Source organism: Alcanivorax sp. HI0044 (assembly GCF_001634945.1).
Genome location: NZ_LWEZ01000036.1, coordinates 1 through 6,605, shown reverse-complemented (window position 1 = coordinate 6,605; position 6,605 = coordinate 1). Strand labels below are relative to the sequence as shown.

Below are 6,605 nucleotides of genomic sequence, written 5' to 3'. Positions count from 1 at the left end.
TTACTACAGTACCGCGACCAGAGATGGAGAATACGTCTTCGATCGGCATCAGGAACGGCTGATCAACGGCACGCTCCGGCTCCGGGATGTACTCGTCCAGGCACTCAACCAGCTTCTGCACGGCAGGCATACCGATGTCGCTGGTATCGCCTTCCAGAGCCTTCAGGGCAGAACCCTTGATGATCGGGGTGTCGTCGCCCGGGAAGTCGTAGTCGCTCAGCAGCTCACGCACTTCCATTTCTACCAGCTCGAGCAGCTCTTCATCGTCAACCATGTCCGCTTTGTTCAGGAACACAACGATGAAAGGCACGCCAACCTGACGGGACAGCAGGATGTGCTCACGCGTCTGCGGCATGGGGCCGTCAGCTGCGGAACAAACCAGGATTGCGCCGTCCATCTGCGCGGCACCGGTGATCATGTTTTTCACATAATCAGCGTGACCGGGGCAGTCTACGTGGGCGTAGTGACGAGTCGGAGAATCGTACTCTACGTGTGAGGTCGCGATGGTAATACCACGCTCACGCTCTTCCGGGGCATTATCAATACCATCGAAAGCAATGGCGCTACCGCCCCAGACTTCTGCACACACGCGGGTCAGCGCGGCGGTCAGGGTGGTTTTACCATGGTCAACGTGACCGATGGTGCCTACGTTTACGTGCGGTTTATTACGTTCAAACTTTTCCTTAGCCACGACTCTTCACCTCTTAACTTGGCTGTGCTCTCTCGCCATATGGCGCGCATACACCCGATAAAGACACATTTAAGGACTGCAGCTCATTCGCGCAGACCACCCTGGCACCATCAAGACACATGAAGCCGGACCCAGGATATACCTGGGCCCGGAAATTGGAGCTCATGACCGGATTTGAACCGGTGACCTCACCCTTACCAAGGGTGTGCTCTACCTACTGAGCTACATGAGCATAACCTTCATGCCACCTTAACGGCGACCAAACCTCTCCGGAGCTGGAGCGGGTAGCGGGAATCGAACCCGCATCATCAGCTTGGAAGGCTGAGGTTCTACCGTTGAACTATACCCGCAATTCTTCCGATGCCTGCCAGCCTTCCGGCTTTTGATTTCGCCTGGCAATTTAACTGCCCGGCAAAATCAATCTATCTGGTGGAGGGGGGAGGATTCGAACCTCCGAAGCTTTCGCGTCAGATTTACAGTCTGATCCCTTTGGCCACTCGGGAACCCCTCCAGAAAAGGGCCTACATTCTCTTTACGCTTCAACAACTTGTCAACTTGTTTTCAAGTAGTTACCAAGCGTTTTATTAATTGGAGCTGGCGAGAGGAGTCGAACCCCCGACCGGCTGATTACAAATCAGCTGCTCTACCAACTGAGCTACGCCAGCTCACAAGGGTTGCGAATTCTATAGAAAGGCATGGGGGGACGCAATCCACTTAAGCATCAAACGCCTAATAATTGCGCACCCGATCAGTAACAGGAAACCTTGTCGACACCAAGCAACTGATTTCCCTCAAGAAACGCCTTGAGGTCGGCGTTATCTTCAGGCTTCGAATTCGCCAGGTAGACCCAATATTCGGTCACATCCCGGGCCGTTTCACGGACAAACGCGGGATAGCCTGCATTCTGCATCTTCAGGCGAAGCCCTTCTGCGGATTCGGCGCTGGAAAAATAACCCAGAGAAATGGCATTGGCATCCCCTCCCTCCTTGACGATGAAGCTATCCACTCCATGATCCTGCAGCTCTCTCAGCACCCGCAATGCACGCTCCCTGTCCTCATAGGGAGGCAGATACACCCAGTTAAGGCGGTCCTTCTGCACAGCCAGACCCCGCACCCGGCCCGGCAGACCAATAGCCTTAAGCTGCACTGCACCAGCCTCTGCCTGCTCACGGTTTTCCCATGGTCCAACCACAGGGCACAAACTGCCACCGGGCACACTCGCCGCCGGCGCACTCTGCGGCTGGGGACTATCTGCGAGCAACCGCAAACGCTCGCCACCGGCAGCAGCCTGGGAGACCGGCAAACGCAGCGAAGGAGGCTCCGGGGCCAGCGATTTGGTCAACTGAAAACCCACGTAGACCAGATTAATCACCAGCAAACTGTAGAATATCCACCGCACAGGTGTTCCCCCATCGTTTATTGTTGTCGTGCTGCCACTCGCTCCAGGCCATCCAGGACCAGATCCGGCGCATGCTCAAACGCAAACGCAAACGATCCGATCAACTCCGGCGCATCGCCGCCCGTGACGAGCACTTTGCAAGTATCATCAAGCACTTGGCGCAGTTCAACCACCACATCCGTGACAAAGGCCACAGACATGCGCAAGAGTCCGTTATGAACACACTCGCCAGTGGACTGGCCAAGCTGCAGCTGTGCCGTTCCCGGTTCGATATGCACATCCGAAGTATCCCGAAGCAAGGCTCCGCGCAGCATGCCAAGCCCCGGCACGATATAGCCCCCCAGAAAAACACCGCGCGCATCCACGGCATCGATAGTCAAGGCGCTGCCGCAATCGATAATGATCGATGCCCCGTAACGTTGAACCCCCTCAATCATTGCCACCCAGCGGTCAACGCCAAGCTTTCTCGGATCCGGATAACAACTTTGCACACCAAAATCGGATGCGCAGGAATAATAAAACCGGGGCTGACAACCTGTGCGACTCGCAAGACAAGAGGCAATAACCGCATCCGCCTCCGGCCCGGCGACTGACGCGATCCATATTTCATCAGGCGACCGCCCAGCCCCCGCCAACATGACATCCACCACCCGCGACCACTCCCGCCCATGGCGGCAGCCACCCTGATGCACCGTTGCGCCGTCGCAGTAACGCCACTTCATGGCGGTATTGCCCACATCAACAAACAGCTTCATTGGATTCTCAAACTCACTTCTCCGCCGTACAGGGAGCGCAGCCCATCTTTTGTTTTCAGCAATAGCGCGCCATCAGGGGCCACTCCAGCCGCAACACCCACCAGCTCCTGATCCACGGCCCTGACAACCACATTCTTGCCGGATACCGCATCAAGCTTAGCGAACGATTCGGCAAAGGCGTCAAAGCCATGGACCTCGAAAAGCGCCAGCATATCCATTAATCGGATAATCACCTGGCTGGTGAGATCCGTGCGCGATGGCATCTGCGGCAACACAGCAGCCAAATCAATCCAGCGCTGGTCAATGGCGTCAGCCTGGGCCGCCGTCATCCGGCCGTTGAGGCCCACACCGATAACCACATCCACGCGACCATCCATCTCCCCCGCAAGCTCAATCAACACACCACCAATCTTGGCACCATCAACCAAAAGATCATTGGGCCATTTGAGGGCAATCGGCAGGTCCGGCTCAAGCTCACGCAACGCCTCGGCAACAGACACGCCAACCGCCAGACTCAGCCCTCCCAAGGCGGCAAAGCCTCCAGGCAACGTGTACCGAACAGAAACGTACAGATTAGCGGCGAACGGAGACTGCCAGACTCGGCCGCGGCGACCGCGGCCCGCCAACTGGCATTCGGTGATAAATACCTGGGGATGGGAAACAGGCCCTACCAATGCCAGGGCATCCGCGTTGGTAGAACCGGTGACCCACTGATAATGCAGGTCCGCAGCACCGCCGAGACGGCGCTGCACAATATCGGAATCGATCAACTCCAGTGGCTGAGCCAGCCGATAACCTTTGCCTTTCACAGATTCCAGAGTAAGACCGAAATCCGCAAGGCGCTGGACTCGCTTCCAGACCCCAGCCCGGGAAATACCCAACACCTCCCCAAGCTCTGAACCGGAACGAAAGTTACCATCGGCGAGAAGACGGACCAGCGACTGATCCGCCTCTTTCATCGTGCTCAAGCCTCCCAAACAACCCCGCGCGTCTTGGACCACTGAGCAATATCATCAGCGTAACGTTTTTCGATTTCATTGCGCTTGAGCTTCAATGTCGGGGTGATCAGGTTATTTTCGACACTCCAGGCATCTTTGCACACGATCAACGTGGTCATACGCTCGTGAGGGTCCAACACCTCGTTGACGCGAGCGAGCAGTTTCTCCAGCTCCTTGGTAAAGTGCTCCTTCTCACTGCCCTTACTCAAACGCTCCTGCTCTTCCGGAGTAATGTTAAGCAAGGCAACCGGCTGCCCCATACCCTCGCCGATTACACAAGCCAGCTCGAGACCCGGCATGGTAGACAGTCGATTCTCGATCGGCGCTGGCGCCACATATTTGCCCTTTTCCGTTTTGAAAATCTCTTTCACGCGACCAGTGATGCGCAAACGGCCCTTGCCGTCGATTTCACCCACATCGCCCGTGCGCAACCAACCGTCTTCGGTCAGATCTTCCGCTGTCTTCTCAGGCTGCTTGTAGTAACCCTTCATATTCCCCAAGCTGCGCACGAGAATTTCGCCACCTTCTCCGATACGGCATTCAACCCCATCATTGGGTGTGCCCACCCAACCAATTTGTTGGTCGCCCTCTTCGGTGGTGTGCGACCACGCCAGGTTTTCTGTCATGCCGTAAACTTCGAGAATTTCCAGATCCAGTTTCTTGAACCAGGTAATAATCTCAGGTGACAGCGCGGCGGCACCCGACAGCGCAATACGGCACTCATCCAGCCCCATGGCACCAAGCACTTTTTTCTTGATGATTTTGTTGAGGAAAGGAATTTTGAGCAATCGGTTGAGTTTTTTCGGCGGCACGGCTTCTGAAGCCTTCTGGTAAAACTTGGACCAGATCCGCGGCACAGCAAAAAATACCGTTGGTTGTGCCCGCTTGATATCTTCGCCAAAGGTATCCAGAGACTCGGCAAAAAAGATTTTGTTACCCACATACAGCACCGCGATTTCCACTGCCACGCGCTCAGCCACATGAGACAGAGGCAAGTAAGAAATCATGCGTTCGTCAGGCTTAAGGTCGTACACCTTGATCATCTTCTCCCCGACGGCGGAAAGACTCTCAAAGTCGTGCATCACACCCTTGGGCATACCAGTGGTGCCAGAGGTGTAAACGATAGTTGCGAGATCCTTCAGGTCCGGCACATTAATCTCAGCCAGAGGCGCAGTATCGCGAATAATATCCGGCCATTTTGGGAAGGCTTGCAACGCATCATCCGGCGCCAGACTCAACGCAATCTGCTGCACACCATCAGGCACACCCGCTTTCATCATGTCCCAGTCATCGAGCTTGCCCACAAACAGAAACTTGGACTCACTATGCTCCATGATCTGACGCACTGTTTCGGCCACCAACGTCGGATACAAAGGCACGCTGACACCGCCCGCCATCCAGATTGCCACGTCAGTGATAATCCACTCGGCACAGTTCTTGGACACCAGCGCAACGTGGTCGCCCTTCTTCATCCCCTGAGATTGCAGATAGGCAGCAATCTTGCGCGCCTCTTCATCCACCTGTTTCCAGGTGTATTCACGCAGCTCACCACCACCCAGAGGCTGAACAAATGCCACGGCATCGCCGTGTTGCGAACGACGCTGAGCCAGAGCCTGCAGCGGAGTCATCACACTCTTTCCTGTTGTCATAATTCTCAACCTTTCCCGAGTCTAAAATGTCAATGAAACGGCCCGCCCAACGAACGGCAAACCGGAGCAGGCACCCCTGCGAATTCCTTTAAAGATGATCCAGCAGATAAAGCATCACCTTGACTGCTCAAGTCCCAGAAGGCGCCCGCATAGAACCGGAGCACCTCCCGCTGCCCACCTATCCCACTGTCATCCCCAAACAGCAAACCCCAACCATACCACTTTCCCCCGCCGCAATGGAGTCTTTCACAGCCCCGAAAGCACCGGTAAACGCTTGTTTACTGTAGGAATACACACTGGCACCGCACCAAGAGTAGAGCCTTACCGCCGAAGGATAAAGAGCAATAGAGCGCCCTCCTCATCGAAAGGATGCCTGAACAAAATTCAGACCAGAAGCAGCAACAAACGGACCGATCGCGGCCAACGCATCAGCAGCGCAGCTCTTGACCTGGGAAATAAACAAGCAGGTTGATTTTGTTGCACACTGCCACCCCACGTCGCTCACATAGCCAGGCACACAGCCTTAAGGCACAAGAGGAGCAGTGCCGGAAAGCAAAATGAGGCAGATTGAGGGGAGAGTGCGGGCTTCCAGTGAGCAAACAAACAAACCGACACTTGCGCGACAAGGATTATCTGTTTCTTTAAGAGCCTGACGATGACCTATTTAGGTAGCGAGCATGCTCGCTACCCCCTTCGGGACGCCTGCGGCGCACCAAACTGGCTCCTGCGGAGCATCGCTTGTCACACCTCGGTCCCCCTTGAGGGGATGGCGGCTTCGCCGCGAGGTAGGGAGAGGAGTTCACCGTATCTTAAACCAAACAAAAAACCCCCGTCACTTTCGTGGCGGGGGTCTTTTGTTTGGTTTAAGAGCCTGACGATGACCTACTCTCACATGGGGAAGCCCCACACTACCATCGGCGATATGTCGTTTCACTTCTGAGTTCGGCATGGGATCAGGTGGTTCCAACATTCTATGGTCGTCAGGCAAACTGGTTTGGTTGTCCTGAATAATCAGGATGACCAAATAGGTTGCCTTACCGGTGTTCTCTACCGAAGTAGAACTGCTTGCTCACCGGCAAAGCCAAATTGGGTAACGAGAAGTTTGCTATTCAA

The 6,605-nt window shown here is 55.2% G+C and carries 5 protein-coding genes, 4 tRNA genes and 1 rRNA gene; all 10 read right to left on the bottom strand.

Annotated elements, in window-relative coordinates:
- Positions 1–691 (bottom strand): GTP-binding protein (locus A3730_RS00440; RefSeq protein ID WP_156500705.1); only part of this gene is annotated, 691 nt, incomplete at its 3' end.
- A gap of 156 nt (positions 692–847) precedes the next feature.
- Positions 848–923: transfer RNA gene (locus tag A3730_RS00435), tRNA-Thr, on the bottom strand.
- A gap of 44 nt (positions 924–967) precedes the next feature.
- A tRNA-Gly gene (locus A3730_RS00430) sits at positions 968–1,041 on the bottom strand.
- Between the two features lie 77 nt (positions 1,042–1,118).
- Positions 1,119–1,202, bottom strand: a tRNA-Tyr gene (locus A3730_RS00425).
- A 78-nt stretch (positions 1,203–1,280) separates the two neighbouring features.
- Positions 1,281–1,356 (bottom strand) — tRNA-Thr (locus A3730_RS00420).
- A gap of 83 nt (positions 1,357–1,439) precedes the next feature.
- Positions 1,440–2,090 carry an SPOR domain-containing protein gene (locus A3730_RS00415; protein WP_063521355.1) on the bottom strand — a complete coding sequence of 217 codons (651 nt, stop codon included), beginning with the start codon at positions 2,088–2,090 and terminating at the stop codon, positions 1,440–1,442.
- 17 nt (positions 2,091–2,107) lie between these two features.
- A complete protein-coding gene (locus A3730_RS00410; protein ID WP_063537219.1) occupies positions 2,108–2,845 on the bottom strand; it encodes a type III pantothenate kinase in 738 nt (245 codons plus the stop codon).
- Entirely contained in the window at positions 2,842–3,804 is a 963-nt protein-coding gene (locus tag A3730_RS00405; protein WP_063521329.1) for a biotin--[acetyl-CoA-carboxylase] ligase, read from the bottom strand. Before A3730_RS00405 ends, A3730_RS00410 begins: the two co-directional genes overlap by 4 nt.
- 5 nt (positions 3,805–3,809) lie before the next feature.
- Entirely contained in the window at positions 3,810–5,492 is a 1,683-nt protein-coding gene (locus A3730_RS00400) for an AMP-binding protein (RefSeq protein WP_063521021.1), read from the bottom strand.
- Positions 5,493–6,361: 869 nt separating this feature from the next.
- Positions 6,362–6,477 (bottom strand): 5S ribosomal RNA (rrf, locus tag A3730_RS00395).
- Positions 6,478–6,605: the final 128 nt, after the last annotated feature.

What these genes read in the sequence shown, in the direction of transcription:
- A3730_RS00410 (WP_063537219.1), bottom strand. Translation starts at nt 2,845, where the DNA reads ATGAAGCTGTTTGTTGATGTGGGCAATACCGCCATGAAGTGGCGTTAC.
- A3730_RS00405 (WP_063521329.1), bottom strand. Translation starts at nt 3,804, where the DNA reads ATGAAAGAGGCGGATCAGTCGCTGGTCCGTCTTCTCGCCGATGGTAAC.
- A3730_RS00400 (WP_063521021.1), bottom strand. Translation starts at nt 5,492, where the DNA reads ATGACAACAGGAAAGAGTGTGATGACTCCGCTGCAGGCTCTGGCTCAG.